Source organism: Leclercia sp. UBA7405, from assembly GCF_037152215.1.
Classification (GTDB): Bacteria; Pseudomonadota; Gammaproteobacteria; order Enterobacterales; family Enterobacteriaceae; genus Enterobacter; species Enterobacter pneumoniae.
Genome location: NZ_JBBCMR010000001.1, coordinates 1,141,780 through 1,161,961 on the forward strand (window position 1 = coordinate 1,141,780; position 20,182 = coordinate 1,161,961).

The window sequence follows — 20,182 nt, forward strand, 5'->3', positions numbered from 1 at the left end:
ACCGAACACGGGTGGCGCTGTATGCACTCTGCGTCCGCCTTTGAAGCCCTACACAACGGTCAGGCGGTTTCGTTTCCTGTATTACGTAAGCCGCCTGCAAGTAGGGTAAATACCTCAATCACTTTTGGCAGCGTCTGTTGCGGAGCATCGCTGGCGGCGATCAAAAGTGCCGCATTCAGCGCAGCGCTGTTCAACAGGTGAGCAGCGGCTTTCGCGTCTACCTCTTTGAGAATGTTGCGCTCGATTAGCTCAGAAACAGTCTGCCGGGTGGCTTCCAGACAGCTATTCTGGCTTGGCCATTGGGAGGGATCGCCCAAAAAAGCCGGGCCATCAAGCAGCACGATGCGCCTGACTTCAGGATCCAGGGCCATTTTTATGTAGGCAATGCCTTCTGCCAGTATCCTCTCCCAGTCGTCGCGGGCCGTCACGGCGGCCGCTTTCGCACGTTGCGCCATTTCACCATCCACCTGCGCAACAACCGCGGCGAGTAACCCTTTTTTATCGCCAAAGGTGTGGTAGAGCGCCCCGCGGGTGAGACCTACGCTTGCGGTCAACTCATCCATTGAAACCTCGGCAAAGCCCTTTTCAGCAAATGCCTTACGCGCTGCGGCAATCATTTTTGCGCGGTTTTCTTCCATCATCTCGACGCGGCGTTTCGCAGCCATAGCACTCTCCTTTTGACATACGCTGTGTATCTCACTTGACATACATCGCGTATGTGATATCTATTTAACATACATAGCGTATGTTAAACCAACTGCAGCTCTCTTGCTTATCGAATTCTACCCTGGAACAAAAAGAGGAATCCCTGTGATCCAACGCGAACCTGTTTTTCCCCCAAACCGCCATGCGCTTTATGATGCGCACGGTTATTCTGCGGCAATTCGTTCAGGCGATTTGCTTTTTGTTTCAGGCCAGGTCGGAAGTCGCGATGATGGCACACCCGAACCGGATTTTGCCGCCCAGGTACAGTTAGCCTTCGATAACCTGGAAGCGACGCTTTCGGCGGCAGGCTGCACTTTTGATGATCTTATTGATGTCACGACCTTTCATACCGATCCAGAAAACCAGTTTCCTGTCATTATGCAGGTTAAAAACGCAATATTTCAGCAGCCCCCTTATCCAAACTGGACCGCAGTTGGCGTAACCTGGCTTGCTGGGTTTGATTTTGAAATTAAGGTTATTGCCCGTATCCCTGGCGCTACGCAATAACGCTGACTCTTTATCCACGCTGGCGGGTCGGTTGTGAGACTCGCTAGCGAAGCAGGCCAAAACGTTTATTCTCTGAAATAAAGGTTAACGATCCGCTTTAGCGCTGCTCTGTGGGCGATTCCCTGGCGATAAAACACCTCTGGATAGCACAACCAGGATTAATGTCAGGCTTATCGGCGTAAGAGCCTTCTCTTCCCTGCCGTATAAAGATGCGCTACTCTGATAAATGCGTTTGCACTCAATGCGATATGGAATCTGTGTACTTGCTTAATTCATCAAAGCAGGTGGGCTGACATTTATAGGTAATTGTCATCAAAGGTTAGAGAATGAAAAAAATAACGCCTGGATATACGCCTGTCGATTTATCTCGTTGGCCCAGAAAAGAGCACTTTGAGGTATTTCAGTCCTTTGCGCAAAGTACAATCAACCAGACCGTAGAACTGGATATTACCGCGCTGCACAAACATATCAAAAACGTTGGCTGGAAGTTTTACCCGACGATAATTTTTCTTATTTCAAAAATCGTTAATAGCCATGCGGAGTTCCGCATGGCTATAAAAGATAACGAGCTTGTCATCTGGGATGAAATACATCCGCAATACACTATTTTCCATAATGAAACGGAGACCTTTTCATCATTATGGAGCCATTACGATGGCAATATTCACCATTTTCAGCAGGTCTATTCAGAAGATGTGGCACGCTATGGGGATAATTTAGCCTATTGGCCTAAAGAACAGTCGCTGGAAAATGTCTTTTTCGTCTCGGCTATTCCCTGGGTCACCTTTACCAGTTTCAATGTCAACGTTGCGAACATGAAGAACTTTTTTTCTCCGATGTTCACTCTTGGTAAATATCATCAAAAAGAGGAAAAAGTGGTCTTGCCGCTCGCCGTACAGGTGCACCATTCCGTGTGCGATGGCTTCCATCTGGCAAGGCTGTACAACGAGTTGCAAGCGCTGTGTAATAACATCGAGAGCCTGGCTGATGCCCAGCAAGCGTAAAAGGGCACTTGCCGATCAATAAACCTGCGCGCTGCGATTCGGTGACGTTGAAATTTCAGCGAGCACAGCAACACCTGAATAAAAACAGGGGCGCATTGCCCCTGCCGTTTACTGGACGGGAATAGGGTTATCTACGATGGACTGGTTGAACCGGTTCACCAGAGTATGTTCATTGGCGCCGGGGTTATCCCGTACCGGCAGGACGCGATCGACAATGGCTTCGATGGTCCCCGTTCCCAGCTTGTCGAACGTCTCCTGGATAAAGTCATTGAGCGGCATCGCGCGCGCATCGCCACTTTTGTAGATCAGGTCGGTATCTACCCAGGGAGGGGAGATCTCAATAACCTGAACGCCGGTATCGCGCAGCAAGAAACGTTGGGACAGGGTGTAAGAGTGGATAGCCGCTTTGGTGGCGAAGTAGAGCGCGTTGGTTGCCAGCGGCAGGAACGCCAATACCGAACTGTTATTGATCAGTACCGCATCCTTCAGATAATGGAAAGTTACGGGTCTTAACAGCTCAATGCGTCAGTGAAGAGAGATAGCGCTCTGCCGGTATGTCATTGCCCAGATGTGGCATCATCGCCTGACGCGCCTGCTCGTAGTGGTTCCACAGGGTGTCGTCATGAAGCGACGGGATAGTCACCCTTTCGCCGCGCGCAAAGCCGGTCAGATCGGCGGCCACCACCTCTACGCTGCGTCCGCTGTCGGTAGTAAAGTGCGTGGCCAGTTGATTAAGACGATTGTGGTCGCGGGCAACGATTATCAGGTCATAACCCATACCGGTTGACGCGCCGGTAATAACGGCCGTGCCGCGTTGGATTGTGTTGTGCTGCGTCATTCTGTTCACCTTTGTTTTATTGATTTGGTGAATTCAGAATACGCACTTTGCCGATGTCCTGAATGACACCGAAGGTTGTGATTCAGGACATTATCAAGGAGAGCCGTCGGGGAGGGGGATAAGCGTAATTAAGCCTTGCCGGTGCGCAGAGACTGAGGCGGAATACCGTAGCCGCGAATAAATACCTCTCGCATATGCCGTCGGTCGCGAAATCCTGACTCTCTGGCGATAACCTCCATCGACAGGCGACTCTGCTCAATAAGCAGTCTGGCATTTTCCAGCCGTAATCCTTCTATCGCTTTGGCCGGCGTTTTACCCGTCTCTGAGCGGAAGAGACGGCTCAATTGACGCGCGCTGATATGCACGGCATCGGCCATATCTTCGATAGTGAGAGGCTGCCGTAGATTTTTGCGTGCATACTCTAGCGCCGTTTGCAGCCTGTCGCTGCGCGGAGAGAGCATCAGCATTTCAGAGTGTTGCGTCTGGCCGCCGGAACGCCGATGGTGCATTACCAAAAGATGCGCAACAGATCGTGCCACCTCGGCACCCAAATCCTTTTCGACCATCCCCAACGCCATATCCAGACCCGCGGTCAAACCCGCTGATGTCCAGATAAAATCATCGATAATATAGATGCGATCCTCTTCCACGCGGGTGGTGGGATGCAGGGTTTGCAGATATTGCGCATGAGCCCAGTGGGTAGTTGCCCGGCGGCTGGATAAAAGCCCGGCCTGGCCGAGGACAAAGGCACCGGTACAGATCCCCGCAACCCGTCGGGCTTTTGCCGCATGAGTTTGTAGAAAAGTGACTATTCCGGGCGTTGCGGGGTGCTCTGCTGGCGTGAGGACCCCCGCCACCAGCCAGGTATCGATTTGCGCTTCGCCGTCAAGCGCTTTACTCTCCACGCCAAAGCCATAAGAGGATCTTACTGCGCCGCCGTGCTCAGAGTAGACCGTGCAGTGATAGAAAGGCTCTCCCGCTACCTGATTGGCAAACTCGAAAATACTCAGGGTGGACAGACCCATTACCTGAAAGTGATCTGAAATCAATAATCCGACCTGGTGCATCTTCTGCTCCTCGTAACCTGACGCAGAGTCATGCGGCGACAAAAGCCGCACGCGTTTTAAGCAATGTGGTAATGGCTTTAAGCTGCTCTTGTAACAGGGCATGCAGCTCGCGGATCGCTGGCGAAAACTGCTTAGGGTGGGGACAGACAAGGTTCAGCGGCACCGCTTCCCCTGGCTGATCCGCCGACAGCACCCCCAGTCGCCCGGCCAGTACATCGGCACTGACATCGATCCACGATTTATAAGCTATTCCTATACCCGCCCCAGCGTCACTACCTCCAGATCGGCTTTATCCTCAATGGCTCGGCTTAACGCCTGAAATGGCTCAGCCTGGGAGTGCTGCGCCAGCATGGCTTCGGATTGCCAACGCTCAATCATCACAAACTGATGGTCGTTATCGCGACTGACGTACAGCTGATACTGTTCGCAACCCGGTTCCTGCTGAACCTCACGCTCAACTTTTCTTAATGCCTGTTCCACTTCGGCGCGGTATCCGCTGCGGGCAGTGATTGTGGCGACAACGGTAATTTCAGTAGACATATTCAGCTTCCTTTTTAGCCTGATGTAGAGAAGATACGCGGAAAAAGTAGCTGCAAAAAAGCAGGTGGAGGCCTCACCCCGTACCTGCTATTTGCTGCAACATCCTCAGCTTACTTTTGGAAAATCGACAACCGTATCGTTTACGCGGTTGACCATGTTGGTAAAGAGAATCGCGCTCACGGCACCGAGGGTGTCGATCACCTGCTGGTCAGTGAATCCGGCACGGCGAAAAGCATCTACCTGTTCGGCGGGCAGGGTGCCACGAGAAGAGACCAGATATTGTACGAACTGTACCAGGGCGTTAATGCGTCCATCATCCGGGTAGTGCGCGTCCCGCAGTTCACGGGTCTGCGCTTCAGAATAGCCCGCTTTTTTTGCCATCAACGTATGCGCCGCCAGGCAGTAATCGCACCCTGACTCCTCGCTTACGGCCAGGTTAATGGCTTCCAGCTCCCGGTCGCTGAGGCTGCTTTTGTGCAGGGTGGCGTTCAGCTGTAACATCTGGCCAAGGATGTCCGGAGAATGGGTGCCGATCGTTAAGTATGCGTTCGGGACTTTACCCAGACTGTTTTTGATGGCGCTAAACAACTGCGCAGTTTTGCCGGTGGCTTCACTTTCACTGATTGTCGGTAAACGACTCATGGTTAGCTCCTGTTTTCTCGATGATTTCGACAACGCTGTGGCACTGTCGCGTTGAATTCAGGAACACGTTAAGACGAAGGCGGCGGAGGAAAAAGAGGGCTTTTCAGGTAGGTGTTTCTCTCTGAAAGAGAAAATGCCAGCCAAATGAGGGCGCGACCGCGTTGCCGGGATCGCGCCCATTCGTCAGGATTTAAACAGGTTTTTCAGCGTATGGGGCTGGCAACGCAGATACTGATCCGGGGCATGCACCTGGGCTCCCAGCGCAGCGGCGGCGTGCCATGGCCAGCGCGGGTTATACAGCGCGCCACGGGCAATGCCGATGAAATCGGCGTCGCCGCTGGCCACGATCGATTCTGCATGTTCAGGCTCGGTGATGAGTCCTACCGCCACCACCGGAATGTTAACGACCGCTTTCACCGCTCTGGCCAGTGGAACCTGATAGCCGGGATAGACCTCAATCTTTTGATCCGGATGCAGGCCGCCGCTGGAGACGTGAATCACATCCACCCCACGCGCTTCCAGCATTTTAGAAAAGGCGACGGCCTCTTCCAGGTCAAAGCCGCCTTCCACCCAGTCCGTTGCCGAAATGCGCACGCTGATCGCTCTCTCTGCCGGGAAGGCTTCGCGTACCACGTCGAAAATTTCCAGCGGGAATCGGGCACGGTTTTCCAGGGCACCGCCGTATTCATCCGTGCGCTGGTTAGAAAGTGGAGAGAGGAACTGATGCAGCAAATAGCCATGTGCGGCATGGATCTGGATCAGGTCAATTCCCAACCGGGCGGCGCGTTTCGCGGCGCTGGCGAACTGCTCGCGGATTTCGGCTAGACCCTCCCGGTCAAGGGCGGTGGGTACGGTATAGCCTTCGCTGTAGGGGAGTGGAGAGGGGGCCAGCGTCTGCCAGCCACCCTGCTGGTCGGGTGCGATTTGTCCCGGCTTCTCCCAGGGTCTGTGGGTGGAGGCTTTACGGCCTGCATGCGCCAGCTGAATGGCAACGGGGATAGGGGACCACTTGCGAATGGTTTCCAGCACCCGGCCCATTGCCGCTTCGGTTTTATCATCATAAAGCCCAACGTCCGCCCAGGTGATCCTCCCTTCCGGGGAGACGGACGCCGCCTCAATCGTCAGCAAGCCAGCACCGGAGAGGGCCAGCTGCCCCAGATGGAGCGTGTGCCAGTCAGTCATGCAGCCTTCTTCGGCGGAATACTGACACATCGGGGCGATGACGATACGGTTTTCAATTTCCAGATTACGAATACGTAACGGTGTAAACAATTTCGGTTTAGACATGCTTATCGCTCCAGCTTTAACGTAAAGATTCTCTACCTTACTGATACTTATTTCTAATCCGGTTACGCATTTGTGCCTTAAAGGCGCGGTGACTGGCAATGCAGGTCAGGGGGCTTGCTGCACGATTTTACAGTAGAGCGCTCCCAGTAGAGCCAGATCGACCAGCAGGGCGACCGCAGGGGTTACGCCCAGCAGCGCAGAGACGTTCAGGATCAGCAGGCTGCTCAGGATGACAAAGAGTACAATGACAAGGCGCAGTAAACGTCCGGGACGTTCGCCCTGCCACTGGCATTGCACTGCTCTGCTCGCTACTCCCTGCCCAGCCCCAACGCAGACCATGCCGGCAAGCTGCCCATATTCCTGAAGGTAATGATGCGTAGCAAAGCGTATCAGTATCAGTCCGCCAGCAGTGGCGACAAATCCATAGCATAGACGACGTAACGTCGGCAGGGGGGACATCATGCCTCTCTTTGTCAGCCGGTAGCTGCAAAAGAAGGCCATCAGCCAGACTGCGGCATCTATCAGGCTGAGACTGGTTTCAGCCGTGAAAAACAGCGTCAGCTCAGCGCCCAGCAGACTGAATAGCATACAGGAGGCGATGTTTCGCGCCTCTGCCGGGAGGCGACCTGCGTTGTGTAAAGTGGACAGTGACATAAAAACCTCAGGGTAAGCGAAAATAAAATTCATCCATTAAGAGATGTGTAATAAGCTTATTGCCTGCGTTATCAGTGAATCAAAGTCATTGTTTTCAGCCATAGATGAGATTAATTCATCATGAAATTATCCCGTTTACCGCCCCTCGGCGCGCTACGCGCTTTTCATGCCGTTGCCACCGCGCTGAGCTTTAAAGAGGCTGCAAAGCAGCTTAACGTGAGTGCGACCGCTGTCAGCCATCAGATCCGGCTCATCGAATCGACGCTGGCGTGCCGGGTATTCGAACGTAATGCCCAGGGGGTAAAGATGACCCAGGCCGGGGAGCTGCTTTATGCGGGAACCTCCAGCGCGTTTACCGCGTTAGCCTCGGCGGTTAAGCAGATAGAGCGGGCCAGACACCCGCCTGCGCTGACGATCACTACCACCTCCAATTTTTTAACGAACTGGCTGGTGCCGCGTCTGGCGGATTTCAAGGCGCAATTTCCGCAGATAGATTTGCACCTGCACACCAGCGTTGAAAAAGTGGATTTAACACAACGTACCGTTGATGTGGCGATCCGCTATCGTGAAACCCCTGAGGAGGGGCTGCACAACACGCTGCTGTATGAGGACAAGTTTGTCGTGGCGGCCAGCCCGTCGCTCAGGCTGCAAAACCGGGAGGATCTGCTTAACGCCACGCTTTTCCATGTGGAGAACCGGCACGTACCGGCTGAATCCCCGGACTGGCAGCACTGGAAAAGGCGCTACGGGCCGGAAACGCTCAATGCCAGTAAGGGGCTCTATTTTAGCGATGAAACACACGCGCTGCAGGCAGCCGTGGCGGGACAGGGGGTCGTCATTGCCAGCAGTCTGTTGGCGGAAGATCTGATTACGCGCAACATGCTGACGACGCCGTTTAATTGCTCGTTACCGGGTGCCAATTATTATCTGGTGACGATGAACGAGAGTGCCGTGCGGCCGGAGGTGGTGCTGCTTCGGGAGTGGATAATTCAGGAGATGCAACGCTCGACCGCCTCTTTACACGCGGACACGTAAAACGTAGCCATAAAAAAAGGGGCCCTCGGGCCCCTTGCTGTTGACTGGCGCTTTACTCAGGCAGCGCGTAAACCACTACCTGGTCGCCCACCTGATCCTTCAGGATGGTGTTCCCCCCGGCAACGAACGCCACGTACTGGCGGCCTTTGTACTCATACACGGAGGGGTTGGCCACCGCAGGCGCTTCAACCTGATCGGACCATAGCTCATCGCCACTCTCCACCGAGTAGGCGCGCACTTTGGCATCCATTGAGGCACCGATGAAGACCACGCCTCCCGCTGTTACAGCCGGCCCGCCAATGGTCGGTGAGCCCCAGCTTTCCGGCATAAAGAAGCCATACTGCTGCGATGCGCCAACCGGACGACGCCATTTGACATCCCCGGTGTGCATATCCAGCGCGACGATCTCGCCGAATGGCGGTTCCCAGCACGGCATGCCCAGCCAGTTATTGGCGACCATCAGACGCAGGCCGTAAGGTGCTCCTTCCTGTGGCGCAAAGCCGCTCTCATTGCCTGCACTTTTGTCCGCCTTATCGTAATCTTCGCGGCTATAAAGCTTCACGTACTGCACGATATGTGAGGTGTTAACGATAGCAATCTGCTTATGCGGATCAAAGGCCACGCCGCCCCACTGAACGCCACCGGCGCTGTCCGGATAGGTTAATGCACCTTCACCTTTCGTGGTGGGCGGGGTATACATCCCCTCGTAGGTCAAATTGTCCCACAGGCGGCTACACTGCCCGGCGCCGACAATATCCGCCAGTTTCCAGATAGCGGGCTTTTTCGACTGGTCGAGCAGCGGCGCGGGTTTGGTCGGGAACGGCTGCGTAGGCGAGAGGACTTCCCCCTGCACCGAGCCATCACCCTGTGGTACCGGACGCTCTTCGATAGGCCAGACATCTTCCCCGGTCAGGCGGTTAACCACAAACAGGAAGCCCTGTTTAGTGGCCTGAATCAGCGCCGGGATCTGCTTGCCGTCGACGGTGATATCCATCAGGGTTGGCGCAGAGTTGATATCGTAATCCCACACGTCATGGTGCACCCACTGACGGGACCAGACCACTTTACCGGTGTTGATATCCAGCGCGGTGGTGGAGGTGCCAAGAGGGATAGGCTTGGTGCGGTTACCGCCCCAGTAGTTAGGTGACGGGGAGGAGACCGGCAGATAGACCAGGCCATGAGCCTCGTCGGCAGACATATGCGTCCAGACGTTGGCCGTACCGGTGCGTTTGCGGATGTCGGCCGGTATTGCATCAAAGGTCCACTCGCGCTCGCCAGTACGTGCATTAATTGAGAACACGCTGCCCGGAGGCGCTTCCGCATAGGCCCAGTCCTTACCGGCCCAGCCTACGATCAGGTGATCACCCACCACGGTTGGCGGCTGCAGGATAGAGAGCGGGAATTTGGCATTCACCGTATTCCACTGGTTAACGTCCAGCATGCCGTTATCTGCAAAGTCGCTGCATGGCTTGCCGGAGTCAGCGTCTATCGCGTAGAGCTTGCCATCCACCGTGCCCATATAGACGATCTTCTGGCAGGCTTCGCCGGCAACCGGATTTTTGGCCTGCCAGTAAGAGACGCCGCGGTTCTTCAGCACCGGCTGGGTCAACGCCTTGCGCGGTGATTTGGTGTCATAGTGCCACTTCTCTTTGCCGGTACCCGGATCCAGCGCAATCAGGCGATCGAAGGGGGTACCAATATAAAGGGTGTCATTGGCAAAAATAGGCGTTGCTGACCAGACGGTAGCGGGTGTGTCGCCTTTACCATCCGACACGTCGCCCGTATGAAACTCCCATACCTTGGTTAACTTGCCCACGTTCTCTGCCGTGATCTGCTTCAGCGGACTGTATTTCTGCGCGTTTAGCTGCCCGTGGAAGCTGTCCCAGGTGGCCGTAGAGGGCACAAGCGGCGTGGCCGGCTGGTTGGCTGAGGCAACTTTTTGCCCCTCACTTTTGCCGGTGGAGGCTTCATTGGTAGTTTTAGTGGTGCCCGGCTGTTGTTGATCGGCCGCGTCCACGTTGAGCTCTTCCTGGGTCCCCTGGGAGGCCTCAGCGGCTTTATCCTGCGCCTGCAGCGAGAGCGGAGCAACCAGCAGCGCTATCGCCGTCAGGCTGACCTTCATGAAGGGATGGTGTTTATCGTTATGCACGGGTGGCTCCTCAGACGTTGACGTGGTGATTGTGACGAACGGAATTGCTGCTCAACGCAATCAGACCAATCAGGCCGACCACCATCGCTGCCGTGATGATGTACTGATGCAGCAGCGCGGCCGCAAAGCCAATACCCACCAGTACCACAAGAGTGATAATAATCAGGAAAATGCGGGAACCGCGACGGGAGGCGGCCCGTAACATCAGGGTAAGTACCGCCAGCACCACGCAGGCGATAGCCACGCCCAGCGCGCCGATAGTGCCGGTGACGCCGGTTAGCGGCGTCAGCCAGGCGTATAACGCCACGGCGAAGCCAATGACCGCGGCCAGCAGCAGCAACAGGCTGCCGACGCGCGAAGGTTGAGATTGCAACATACCAGGAACTCCCCCTATCAAAAAAAAGAACAAATCATCACTATGTTGTTATCGGAAACACTGCGGCCGGGACCCTGAAAGCAACCATAAATAAATCAAGGTGCTGGGAATAACGACCACAGAATTCTCTGAACGTAAATGAGTATAGAAGAGGATTTTTTTAAGGGGAGAGGAAACCTGGCGCAAAATGATGCTTTGCGTCCAGGTGATGGGTTTTACATCTCCCAGGCATGGGGTGCAAAGAGATAGCCTTTGTTGCGCACGGTTTTAATACGGAACGGCTCGGTGGCATTATCGAGCAGCTTCTTACGCAGGCGCGAAATAGCCACGTCAACGCTGCGATCCAGACCGTCATAACTGACGCCGCGCAGGTTTTTCAGTAACGCATCCCGATCCATTATCTGCCCCGCGTGGGTGGCCAGCTCCCATAACAGATCAAAATCGGCAGTTGAGAGCGCTACCTCGTCGCCCGAGAGCATCACCTGGCGATTAACCGGGTCGATGGAAAGCGTACCGAAGCGCAGCATTTTATGGGGCGTTAGAGCCGGGGCATCCGCCGGGGCACCCACGCGCTGGCGTAAATGCAGACGCAACCGCGCTAACAAGACGGCGGGCGGTGTCGTTTTCAGAATGTAGTCATTTGCCCCCATCTCCAGCGACAAAATGTGGTTCATGTCGCTATCAAGTGATGTGAGTAAAACGATGGGGCCGCTATATTGTGAACGCAGATCCCGGCACAAGGTCATGCCGTCTTTGCCGGGCAACATGATGTCCAGCAGCACCAGATCAGGTTTTTGCTGGGCCACCACCTCCTCGGCGCGATCGCCGCGAGGTTCAACGATGACCTCGATATCATGTTTTCCCAGGTAGGCTGCAATCAGCTGGCCCACTTCCGGTTCATCTTCTACATATACAATCTTATTCATACAACGTCTGAGATGGCGAAAAAAGCCAACATACACCGCACTCCCTTAACCTTCCATTAATCTTTCGCAAATTGCAGCCGTTCCGTTATGCTGCTCATTATTGTGAATAAATTGTTGCAGGGAAGAGCGATGGGATTGCTCATTAAAGCCGCGCTGGGTGCGTTGGTTGTCGTACTGATAGGGGTATTGGCCAAAACCAAAAATTACTATATCGCGGGACTCATTCCGCTCTTTCCGACCTTCGCCCTGATTGCCCACTATATCGTTGCGTCAGAACGGGGAATCGAAGCCTTACGGGCAACGATTGTCTTTGGCATGTGGTCGATCATTCCCTATTTTCTTTATCTGCTCTCGTTGTGGTACTTCACCGGTTTTCTGCGTTTGCCCCTGGCGCTGGGCGGGGCCGTGGTCTGCTGGAGCCTCAGCGCCTGGGTACTCATCTTCTTCTGGAGCCGTTTCCACTAACGCAGCGGGCGTCCGCCGTCGACGCCAAACGTGCGACCCGTAACGTAGCAGCTGGTAAAGATATAATCGATAAGATCGATCACCTCTTTCTCGCCCGGCGCGATCTTCATCAGCGATTTATTCAGCGCCTCACGACGGTAATCCGCGTCGTCGTGGTCGTTAAACAGAATGAGAGAGGGGGCGATGGCGTTCACTTTCACTTCCGGTGCCAGCTTGCGCGCAAATGAACGCGTCATATTATCCAGCGCCGCTTTACTGGCAGCATAAGCGATGTGCTTATCGCTGCCGCGCTCCACGACGTAATCGGTGAAATGAATAATATCGCTCGCTGCATGCCCGTGCCCGCGCAGCAGATCCTGTAAAGCATGGTTAAGAAGATAGGGGGCGTGAACGTGGATCTGCAGCATGCAGGAGAGCGTCTCGCTCAGCGAAGTGCCCGGCTTTTCAGCGCGCCAGTCGCTGGCATTATGAATAATTCCGCGCAGGCCGCGATTATCGGCTTTCACTTTGTCGGCAAAGGCCAGAATACCCTCGTCGGTGGAGAAGTCGGCCTGAACGCAGACCGCGCCAGCCTTGCGCAGGGTATCAATGGTGGGATATTCCGTACGATAACTGACGATTACGGGCTGGCGTAGATTTAAAAAATGGTGAGCCAGAGCGAGGCCGATACGACGGCCTCCACCGGTGATCAGAATCGGGAGCGGTTGCGCGTTTCCCATCGTTTTCTCCTTAACCGTAAGACGATGGGTAACGGCAAGTTAGCCCATCAGCATCCACGTTGCCGGCACAGCGGCAACCAGTAACAAACCTATTAACCATAGTTCTTTGCGCTGCAGCGAACTTTCAATCTCATGTGTTCTGCGGGCGTAGATAAACACCAGCAGGCCAGGGGCATAGAGCACCACAGAGAGCAGCAGGTGCATCGGACCGGAGGCATACAGCAGCCATAGCCCGTAAAGGCAGGCGCCGATCCCCACTGCCTGATGCAGGGGTCTGGTGGCTATTTTTAACAGATATGCGCCTACCAGGAAATACGGTACCAGAATCATCTCTGAGGCGATGGTTAACAAGGTGTTATAGTCAGAACCTGTGAGCCAGATCAGTACCAGACACGCTTGTACGCTGATATTGGTCAGCCACAGCGAGGCCGCCGGGGCATTATTTTTATTCTGGCGGGCAAACAGGCGGGGGAACGCTTTATGCGTTGCGGCCAGGAAGGGCACTTCCGCCGCCATAATTGTCCAGCTCAGGTAGGCTCCGCATACCGAGATAATCAGCCCTGCGGCAATCACCACTTCGCCCCAGCTGCCCATCATTTTGACCATCAGACCGGCCATCGACGGGTTACGCATACCAGCCAGCTCAGGACGGGCTACCACCCCCAGCGACAGCAGAGTGACCAGCAGGTAGACCCCCAGCGCCGCCAGCACGGCGAGCAACGTGGCGCGGCCGACGTCACGCTTGTTACGGGCACGGGCAGAAACCACCACTGCCCCCTCTACGCCAATAAACACCCACAAGGTGATGAGCATGGTGTTTTTGACCTGCTCCCAGACGGGCACGCCCAGCGCCAGGCCGGAAAAATCCATACTGAAGACATCGAGGCGAAAGCCAATAAAGGCCAGCACAATAAACAGACCCAGCGGCACCAGCTTCGCCAGCGTAGCGACCAGGTTGATGCTGGCCGCCGTCTGCACGCCACGCAGCACTAACCAGTGGACAAACCACAGCAGGACCGAGGATCCCACAATAGACTGCCAGGTGTTGCCGTCGCCAAAGAGTTTCAGCTCCGGCGTATCGGTGAAGAAACTGAGGGCAGAGAAGACGATGACCAGATAGGAGACATTGGCGATCACCGCACACAGCCAGTACCCCCACGCCGAGCAGAAGCCAATGAGCTCGCCAAAGCCTTCACGGGCGTAGGTGAAAATGCCGCCGTCAAGATCCGGGCGAAGCCGCGTGAGCAACAACATGGCGAAGGCCAGCAGCAGAATACCCGCACCGGTTATGCCCCAGCCAATCAGCAGGGCGGCAGGGCTGGCGACGGCGGCCATGTTTTGCGGCAGGCTGAATACGCCTGCCCCGAGCATGGAGCTTAATACGAGCGCAGTTAATGCACTCAGGCCAAGTTTCTTTTCCATTGGCTTCCTGTTAAAAAACGGACCGAATCCAGAATAATTATTTCGCTATGGCGCATAAAAATGGTGGATCACACTAAGGCGCGGGATTTTACGGAGTGTCAGGAAGTCATGCAATGCGCAACGCTCTAAAAGTGCATAAAAAGCATAAAAAAAGGCGGCTACGCGCCGCCTTAATCAACCTGGATAATTACTTATACAGGTCAGCACTGATGGTCATGTTATTACCACGCTCCTGCCACTGGCGGGTGATATGGTAATACTTAGCCCCTTTTTTGGCTGCACGCTTCGCGACCTGGTAGGAGATCTCGGTCATGTTCGGGTAGTTACCCGTGAACTTAATGCTGTCGAACGGAACCATCTGCGCTGCGGTGGCGTTGTTCAGCTCTTCTACTTTCGTCCCATCCGGCAGCGTGACGCTGTAACGGCCACCTTTGGTGGTCTGGGTTTCGAAGAAACGGCCAACGTCAGAACTTGGGGTCGCAGTCGTCGCGACGCCCGGAATTTCAACGTTTTTCGCCGCAGCGCCGCCTGCAGCGATCGCCGCACGGCCTGCGTCAGAATCTGCCGGAATCACGTCAGGACTCTGCAGTACGCGTTTCTTCGCATCTTTTTTGTAGATGAAAGCGGTAATACGCTGGTTACCACCCGAGTTGGCATCGATCTGACGCACAATGTAGAAAGAGTCCGCGCCTTTGTTTTTGGCCGCTTTGGTAATGGCGTCGTTCACGTCAGGCTGGCTACGGTAGAAGCCCTGAACGGTCACGGTGTCGTACGGCTCCAGTAAGATGGCCTGATCTTTTGGCAATTCCATTACGCCATTAATGACGCGATTGCCTTTGGTTTCAGCTTTTGGCGCATCTTCTTTATAGAGATCGGCAATAACGCGCTGGTTGCCGCTGTTGCCATAATCTGCGGAGTCCACTACATAAAATGATGCGGCACCTTCTTTATCCGCGCGGCGGGAAGCGGCGTCTACCCCATCGCCGATGGAATTAAAACGTCCTACGATAGTAATACGATCAAAGGGTTTTAACGCTGCCGCTTGCTCCGGCGTTAACTCTGTCGCGGCATTCGCGGACAGGGCGGTCGCAGAAAGGAGTGCGGACGCCAGGAGAGTGTTCTTAAGCTTCATAAAAATAATCCTTCGCCTTACGCAAACCAGGTACTGGTGTTGTTGTTAATTTGAAAACGTTGATGATTATTGCATTTAATCCCAGTCGCTGTCTGCGCCATTTTTCACAGCGGGTGCTACCCTGCAATCCAGTTTCTATAACATTTAGTGATATGTTGAAAAAACAGGCGTTAGACCAGCAAAACTGATGAAGCCTATAACTTTCACAAGTAAAATTAATGTTAATAAGTTGATCTACGCTGGGGCTATATCGTGTTTTTCCCGCTTCGCCTGAGTATTTATCGGCTCTCGAGAAGAATTTAAGGCAAATATCTCTGTCAGCGGCCCGGATCACCTATTTTTGACCGATATAAAAAGAAATACTCTTTTCTGACGGTGGATCGCAGGCGTTATTTTCAGTAGGTTATAGAAAGTTTGTTACTGTTTAATTTTCTGCGGGTAATTTGTGGTTACCGCTGAGCGCTCTCAGTGGCGATGGCGCCCGTAGAAGCGACCAACAAACCATCATCACAAACCGATGGAAGGGAAAACTATGCGTATTGGGGTACCAAAAGAACGGTCGGCCAATGAAACCCGCGTTGCAGCAACACCGAAAACGGTGGAACAACTGCTTAAACTGGGTTTTACCGTCGCGATTGAAAGCGGCGCCGGCAAGCTGGCTAGCTTCGACGATGAAGCGTTTATTCAGGCTGGTGCAGAAATTGTAGACGGCGCGGAAGTGTGGCAGTCACCCGTCATTCTGAAGGTTAACGCACCGGAAGAGAGTGAAATCGGCCTGCTGAACGCGGGTACGACGCTGGTGAGCTTTGTCTGGCCAGCGCAAAACCCGGAGCTGATGGAAAAACTCGCTGCGCGCGGCGTTACCGTGATGGCGATGGACTCCGTGCCGCGCATCTCGCGCGCCCAGTCTCTGGATGCGCTGAGCTCAATGGCGAACATCGCCGGTTACCGCGCCATTGTCGAAGCGGCCCACGAGTTTGGCCGTTTCTTCACCGGACAGATCACCGCAGCCGGTAAAGTGCCGCCTGCCAAGGTGATGGTCATTGGTGCAGGTGTCGCCGGTCTCGCTGCGATTGGTGCGGCTAACAGTCTGGGCGCTATTGTCCGTGCTTTTGATACCCGTCCGGAAGTGAAAGAGCAGGTGCAGAGTATGGGCGCCGAGTTCCTGGAGCTGGACTTCAAAGAAGAAGCGGGCAGCGGCGATGGCTATGCGAAGGTGATGTCAGAGGCCTTTATTAAAGCCGAGATGGCGCTGTTCGCGGCGCAGGCGAAAGAGGTGGACATTATCGTCACCACCGCGCTGATCCCAGGCAAACCTGCACCGAAGCTGATCACCCGCGAAATGGTCGACGCCATGAAACCCGGCAGCGTCATCGTTGACCTGGCGTCTCAAAACGGCGGCAACTGTGAATACACGGTGCCTGGCGTGGTGACCACCACCGATAACGGCGTCAAGGTCATCGGCTATACCGATCTGCCGGGTCGTCTGCCAACGCAGTCTTCTCAGTTGTATGGCACCAACCTCGTTAACCTGCTGAAACTGCTCTGCAAAGAGAAAGATGGCAACATCACCGTCGATTTTGAAGATGTTGTGGTGCGTGGCGTGACCGTCGTACGCGAGGGTGAAATCACCTGGCCGGCCCCGCCAATTCAGGTGTCCGCTCAGCCTCAGGCGGCGGCGAAAGCTGCACCGGAGCCGAAAGAGCCTGAAAAACCGGCATCGCCATGGCGCAAATACGCCTTTATGGCGCTGGGTATCATTCTGTTTGGCTGGCTGGCCGACGTGGCGCCAAAAGAGTTCCTCGGACATTTCACCGTCTTCGCGCTCTCCTGCGTGGTGGGCTACTACGTCGTCTGGAACGTTTCTCACGCGTTGCACACGCCGCTGATGTCGGTAACCAACGCCATCTCCGGGATCATCGTCGTCGGTGCACTGCTGCAGATTGGCCACGGCGGCTGGGTCAGCTTCCTGAGCTTTATCGCGGTGCTGATCGCCAGTATCAATATCTTCGGTGGTTTCACCGTGACTCAGCGCATGCTGAAAATGTTTCGTAAAGGCTAAGGGGTAGCATATGTCTGGAGGATTAGTGACAGCCGCATACATTGTTGCTGCGATCCTGTTTATTTTCAGCCTGGCGGGGCTCTCAAAGCACGAGACCTCCCAGCAGGGTAACAATTTTGGTATCGCCGGGATGGCGATTGCGCTGATTGCCACCATCTTTGGGCCGGATACCGGCAACGTGGCGTGGATTCTGGTGGCAATGATCATCGGTGGTGCAATCGGGATTCGTCTGGCGAAGCGCGTTGAGATGACCGAAATGCCGGAGCTGGTAGCGATTTTGCACAGCTTTGTCGGACTGGCGGCGGTGCTGGTAGGCTTCAATAGCTACCTGTATCACGAGCCTGGCATGGAGCCGATTCTGGTGAATATTCACCTGACGGAAGTGTTCCTGGGCATCTTTATCGGTGCGGTGACCTTCACCGGTTCAATCGTGGCCTTCGGCAAACTGCGCGGCAAAATTTCGTCAAAACCGCTGATGCTGCCTAATCGCCACAAGCTGAACCTGGCGGCGCTGGTGGTATCCTTTGTACTGCTGTTGATCTTCGTGCGTACCGAAAGCGTAGGGATGCAGGTACTGGCGCTGCTGGTGATGACCATGATCGCGCTGGCGTTTGGCTGGCATCTGGTGGCTTCCATCGGCGGGGCAGATATGCCGGTCGTGGTCTCAATGCTGAACTCCTACTCGGGCTGGGCAGCGGCGGCAGCGGGCTTTATGCTGAGCAACGACCTGCTGATCGTCACCGGTGCGCTGGTGGGCTCTTCCGGTGCGATCCTCTCCTACATCATGTGTAAAGCGATGAACCGCTCGTTTATCAGCGTCATCGCCGGCGGCTTCGGTACCGACGGTTCTTCTACGGGGTCTGAAGACGAAGTGGGCGAGCACCGCGAGATTTCCGCCGAGGAGACCGCAGAAATGCTGAAAAATGCCCATTCGGTGATCATCACTCCGGGCTACGGCATGGCGGTTGCGCAGGCGCAATATCCGGTGGCGGAAATTACCGAGAAGCTGCGGGCGCGTGGCATCAAGGTGCGCTTCGGTATTCACCCGGTTGCCGGGCGTCTTCCTGGGCACATGAACGTGCTGCTGGCAGAGGCGAAAGTCCCTTACGATATCGTGCTGGAGATGGATGAGATCAACGATGATTTCGCCGATACCGACACCGTGCTGGTTATCGGCGCGAACGATACCGTCAACCCGGCGGCGCAGGACGATCCAAAGAGTCCTATCGCCGGCATGCCGGTGCTTGAAGTATGGAAAGCGCAGAATGTTATCGTCTTCAAACGCTCTATGAATACGGGCTATGCAGGCGTTCAGAATCCATTGTTCTTCAAAGAGAACACCCACATGCTGTTTGGTGACGCCAAAGCCAGCGTGGACGCGATTCTGAAAGCGTTGTAACGCAACCATTGGCCGTAATGACAAACCGCTCTTCGGGGCGGTTTTCTTATTTCTGCGGTCAGCCTTTCTCGTCTGTCTATACTTTTAGCTTTGCGCAAGACGAGGAGGTGTAATGCAATTTCTGTCCCGCTTCGACATCATTGACCTGATGATGAGACCCACTTTCTGGATTGGCGTCGCCACCGTTATCATCGTGACGCTGTTGGTCTACTGGCTGCTCACGCGCCTGATAGGGTTCATCAAAAAAGGGATCACCACCTGGGGCGACAAGCATCCCACCACAAACCGGATGCGCTTTGTGCTGATGGAGATGCTGAACAGAACCAGCCGTTTCCTGCTGTTTGTGGTGGCGCTGCTGGTCAGTCTACGATTTGTTGATTTGCCGTCCCATCTCTCCGGGACGCTTAGCCATGCCTGGTTCCTGGTCTTTGCCATTCAGGTGGCCTTGTGGCTGGATCAGGGAGTGGTCTCCTGGCTGCGTCACATCATGCTGGCGCCGGGAAGCCACAAGAACCCTGTTACCCTGGTGATCACCGGGTTGATTCTGCGGGCGGTGGTCTGGTCGGTCATGCTGCTCTCTATTCTTGCCAATGCGGGCGTCAATATCACTGCGCTGGTGGCCAGCCTGGGGGTAGGGGGGATCGCCATTGCGCTGGCGGTGCAAACGATTCTTAGCGATGTCTTTGCGTCGCTCTCCATTGGTTTTGATAAACCCTTTGAAATCGGCGATTTCGTGGTGTTTAACGATGTCGCCGGGACGGTGGAACATATTGGCCTGAAAACGACCCGTATTCGTAGCCTGAGCGGCGAACAGATCGTTTGCGGGAACGCGATTCTGCTCCAGCAAACGCTGCATAACTATAAGCGCATGCAGACTCGCCGTATCGTCTTTACGTTTGGGGTGGCCAGCGACACGCCGCCGGAAAAATTACGCGTGATTGGCGATAACGTGAAAAACATCATCACCGATGTCGGTGAAACCCGGTTTGACCGTGCCCATCTGCTGGGATTTGATACTGACAGGCTCACCTTTGAGGTGGTGCATATCGTGAACACGGCGGATTACAACAAGTACATGGATATTCAGCAGGAGATCAATATCCGGATTCTTGAAAGCCTGAATGAAGCCGGCGTTAAGCTTGCTCTGCCCAGTATGGTGCTGCACGCCCCCTGGATGCAGAAAGGCGAGAACAGACAACAAACTGCGCCTCAGCAGAGGGCAGCAGAAAGCTAAAAAAAAGCCCGCCATTGCG

The 20,182-nt window shown here is 54.8% G+C and carries 20 protein-coding genes and 2 pseudogenes; 7 read left to right on the plus strand and 15 right to left on the minus strand.

All coding sequences use genetic code 11. From position 1 onward, the window contains the following. Positions 1-59: 59 nt before the first annotated feature. The gene (locus WFN75_RS05515) at positions 60-665 is read right to left on the minus strand and encodes a TetR/AcrR family transcriptional regulator (protein ID WP_207293655.1); all 606 of its coding nucleotides are present in this window, start codon (positions 663-665) and stop codon (positions 60-62) included. Positions 666-810: 145 nt separating this feature from the next. On the opposite strand from WFN75_RS05515, the gene WFN75_RS05520 reads away from it, so the two are divergent. Together WFN75_RS05520 and catA are read left to right on the plus strand one after the other, a co-directional pair. Further along, positions 811-1,212: a RidA family protein gene (locus WFN75_RS05520; protein ID WP_336995739.1), complete on the plus strand. Its 402-nt coding sequence runs from the start codon at positions 811-813 to the stop codon at positions 1,210-1,212. Positions 1,213-1,538: 326 nt separating this feature from the next. Further along, on the plus strand, positions 1,539-2,216 hold the full coding sequence (gene catA / locus WFN75_RS05525; protein WP_336995740.1) for a type A chloramphenicol O-acetyltransferase: 678 nt from the start codon (positions 1,539-1,541) through the stop codon (positions 2,214-2,216). A 108-nt stretch (positions 2,217-2,324) separates the two neighbouring features. On the opposite strand, the pseudogene WFN75_RS05530 reads toward catA, so the two are convergent. The 8 genes and pseudogenes from WFN75_RS05530 to WFN75_RS05565 all read right to left on the minus strand — a co-directional run. After that, positions 2,325-2,699 (minus strand): annotated as a pseudogene (locus WFN75_RS05530) (SDR family NAD(P)-dependent oxidoreductase); the annotation flags it as partial. A gap of 184 nt (positions 2,700-2,883) precedes the next feature. Further along, positions 2,884-3,054: pseudogene (locus WFN75_RS22635) on the minus strand (SDR family NAD(P)-dependent oxidoreductase); the annotation flags it as partial. Between the two features lie 128 nt (positions 3,055-3,182). Continuing rightward, on the minus strand, positions 3,183-4,121 hold the full coding sequence (locus WFN75_RS05540; protein ID WP_263616271.1) for a GlxA family transcriptional regulator: 939 nt from the start codon (positions 4,119-4,121) through the stop codon (positions 3,183-3,185). A gap of 28 nt (positions 4,122-4,149) precedes the next feature. Further along, positions 4,150-4,284, minus strand: coding sequence for a hypothetical protein (locus tag WFN75_RS05545; protein WP_336995742.1), 135 nt, complete (start codon positions 4,282-4,284; stop codon positions 4,150-4,152). An 89-nt stretch (positions 4,285-4,373) separates the two neighbouring features. Further along, entirely contained in the window at positions 4,374-4,661 is a 288-nt protein-coding gene (locus WFN75_RS05550) for a putative quinol monooxygenase (protein ID WP_249220419.1), read from the minus strand. A gap of 105 nt (positions 4,662-4,766) precedes the next feature. Next, complete coding sequence (locus tag WFN75_RS05555; RefSeq protein ID WP_336995743.1) at positions 4,767-5,303, minus strand: carboxymuconolactone decarboxylase family protein; 537 nt, start codon at positions 5,301-5,303, stop codon at positions 4,767-4,769. A gap of 183 nt (positions 5,304-5,486) precedes the next feature. Further along, on the minus strand, positions 5,487-6,590 hold the full coding sequence (locus WFN75_RS05560) for an NADH:flavin oxidoreductase/NADH oxidase (protein ID WP_336995744.1): 1,104 nt from the start codon (positions 6,588-6,590) through the stop codon (positions 5,487-5,489). 105 nt (positions 6,591-6,695) lie between these two features. Further along, a complete protein-coding gene (locus WFN75_RS05565) occupies positions 6,696-7,244 on the minus strand; it encodes a hypothetical protein (RefSeq protein ID WP_263616274.1) in 549 nt (182 codons plus the stop codon). A gap of 120 nt (positions 7,245-7,364) precedes the next feature. Between WFN75_RS05565 and WFN75_RS05570 the strand changes: the two genes are divergently transcribed. Then, positions 7,365-8,279 carry a LysR substrate-binding domain-containing protein gene (locus WFN75_RS05570; RefSeq protein ID WP_336995745.1) on the plus strand — a complete coding sequence of 305 codons (915 nt, stop codon included), beginning with the start codon at positions 7,365-7,367 and terminating at the stop codon, positions 8,277-8,279. Between the two features lie 52 nt (positions 8,280-8,331). Here the strand turns inward: WFN75_RS05570 and WFN75_RS05575 are convergent, their stop codons facing one another. From WFN75_RS05575 to rstA, 3 genes are all read right to left on the minus strand, one after another. Next, positions 8,332-10,428 carry a pyrroloquinoline quinone-dependent dehydrogenase gene (locus WFN75_RS05575; protein WP_336995746.1) on the minus strand — a complete coding sequence of 699 codons (2,097 nt, stop codon included), beginning with the start codon at positions 10,426-10,428 and terminating at the stop codon, positions 8,332-8,334. A gap of 10 nt (positions 10,429-10,438) precedes the next feature. Beyond that, complete coding sequence (locus WFN75_RS05580; RefSeq protein WP_046887235.1) at positions 10,439-10,804, minus strand: hypothetical protein; 366 nt, start codon at positions 10,802-10,804, stop codon at positions 10,439-10,441. 215 nt (positions 10,805-11,019) lie between these two features. After that, entirely contained in the window at positions 11,020-11,730 is a 711-nt protein-coding gene (gene rstA, locus WFN75_RS05585; RefSeq protein ID WP_212478019.1) for a two-component system response regulator RstA, read from the minus strand. Positions 11,731-11,859: 129 nt separating this feature from the next. Between rstA and WFN75_RS05590 the strand changes: the two genes are divergently transcribed. After that, positions 11,860-12,195, plus strand: coding sequence for a GlpM family protein (locus WFN75_RS05590; RefSeq protein WP_040075852.1), 336 nt, complete (start codon positions 11,860-11,862; stop codon positions 12,193-12,195). Here WFN75_RS05590 and folM read toward each other — a convergent pair. The 3 genes from folM to ydgH form a co-directional block, all read right to left on the minus strand. Next, positions 12,192-12,914 carry a dihydromonapterin reductase gene (gene folM / locus WFN75_RS05595; RefSeq protein ID WP_040075851.1) on the minus strand — a complete coding sequence of 241 codons (723 nt, stop codon included), beginning with the start codon at positions 12,912-12,914 and terminating at the stop codon, positions 12,192-12,194. The two genes, WFN75_RS05590 and folM, sit on opposite strands and share 4 nt — an antisense overlap. Before the next feature lie 39 nt (positions 12,915-12,953). Further along, entirely contained in the window at positions 12,954-14,336 is a 1,383-nt protein-coding gene (locus WFN75_RS05600) for an amino acid permease (RefSeq protein ID WP_336995747.1), read from the minus strand. Between the two features lie 187 nt (positions 14,337-14,523). Beyond that, complete coding sequence (ydgH, locus tag WFN75_RS05605; protein WP_046887238.1) at positions 14,524-15,468, minus strand: DUF1471 family protein YdgH; 945 nt, start codon at positions 15,466-15,468, stop codon at positions 14,524-14,526. Between the two features lie 532 nt (positions 15,469-16,000). Between ydgH and pntA the strand changes: the two genes are divergently transcribed. The 3 genes from pntA to WFN75_RS05620 all read left to right on the plus strand — a co-directional run bounded on the left by pntA (position 16,001) and on the right by WFN75_RS05620 (position 20,163). Further along, complete coding sequence (pntA, locus tag WFN75_RS05610; RefSeq protein ID WP_040075847.1) at positions 16,001-17,530, plus strand: Re/Si-specific NAD(P)(+) transhydrogenase subunit alpha; 1,530 nt, start codon at positions 16,001-16,003, stop codon at positions 17,528-17,530. A gap of 10 nt (positions 17,531-17,540) precedes the next feature. Beyond that, entirely contained in the window at positions 17,541-18,929 is a 1,389-nt protein-coding gene (gene pntB, locus WFN75_RS05615) for a Re/Si-specific NAD(P)(+) transhydrogenase subunit beta (RefSeq protein WP_040075846.1), read from the plus strand. 112 nt (positions 18,930-19,041) lie between these two features. After that, positions 19,042-20,163: a mechanosensitive ion channel family protein gene (locus WFN75_RS05620; RefSeq protein ID WP_046887240.1), complete on the plus strand. Its 1,122-nt coding sequence runs from the start codon at positions 19,042-19,044 to the stop codon at positions 20,161-20,163. Positions 20,164-20,182: the final 19 nt, after the last annotated feature.